This window comes from Bradyrhizobium sp. 142, assembly GCF_023074015.1.
GTDB lineage: Bacteria > Pseudomonadota > Alphaproteobacteria > Rhizobiales > Xanthobacteraceae > Bradyrhizobium.
This window is the reverse complement of the sequence record NZ_JADPKQ010000516.1, coordinates 1-640: the sequence shown is the minus strand read 5'-3', so window position 1 is coordinate 640 and position 640 is coordinate 1. Positions and strand designations below refer to the sequence as shown.

Below are 640 nucleotides of genomic sequence, written 5' to 3'. Positions count from 1 at the left end.
GCGAGCCCTTCCAGGAAGAGCGTCCAGAGGCTCAAAGGCAAAATCGATGGGCTTCTGGTCTCCGGCAACAAAGATCCGTGGCCTGAGGTACGCGACCAGCTGAACCGACTTCTGCGCGGCTGGTCGAGTTACTTCAGCTACGGCACCCGGCTGATGGCCTACCGGGCGGTCGACAATCACGTCTATGATCGCGTGCGACACTTCCTGCGAAGACGGTGCAAGGTGCAAGGACGCGGCACACGAAGGTTCCCCGCTGACCATGTCTTCGGGCCCGCCGGCGTGCTGCGGCTCCGCCGCGTGCATCTGGGGCCGCTGCCGCGTGCCATGTGATGAAACCAGTCGGAAAGCCGGATGCCGGAAATCGGCACGTCCGGTTTGATGAGCGGGGAGAGGAAACGGGACGTTGCCGCACGGCCCAAGTCACCGCGCCTCTCCTCGACTCTACTCGCTCCATCCGGACTTGTATGGGGATGTGGTTGTCAAGGGGAATGATTGATCAGGGCATGCTTTGCTCATGGTTGTTGGTGTGAGTGCGATGCACTCGCGATGGCGTTTTCGTTCCGATGGTTGACCGCTGCGCCAGACGCAGCCGCGGTCAAGGCTGGCCGCAGGCCACCGCCGGAGGCGGCGCGTAGCGGCC

The 640-nt window shown here is 63.4% G+C and carries 1 protein-coding gene; it reads left to right on the top strand.

All coding sequences use genetic code 11. The features are described 5' to 3' along the window. A partial coding sequence (locus IVA82_RS46195) for a group II intron maturase-specific domain-containing protein (RefSeq protein WP_276578017.1) occupies positions 1-330 on the top strand: 330 nt, incomplete at its 5' end. Positions 331-640: the final 310 nt, after the last annotated feature.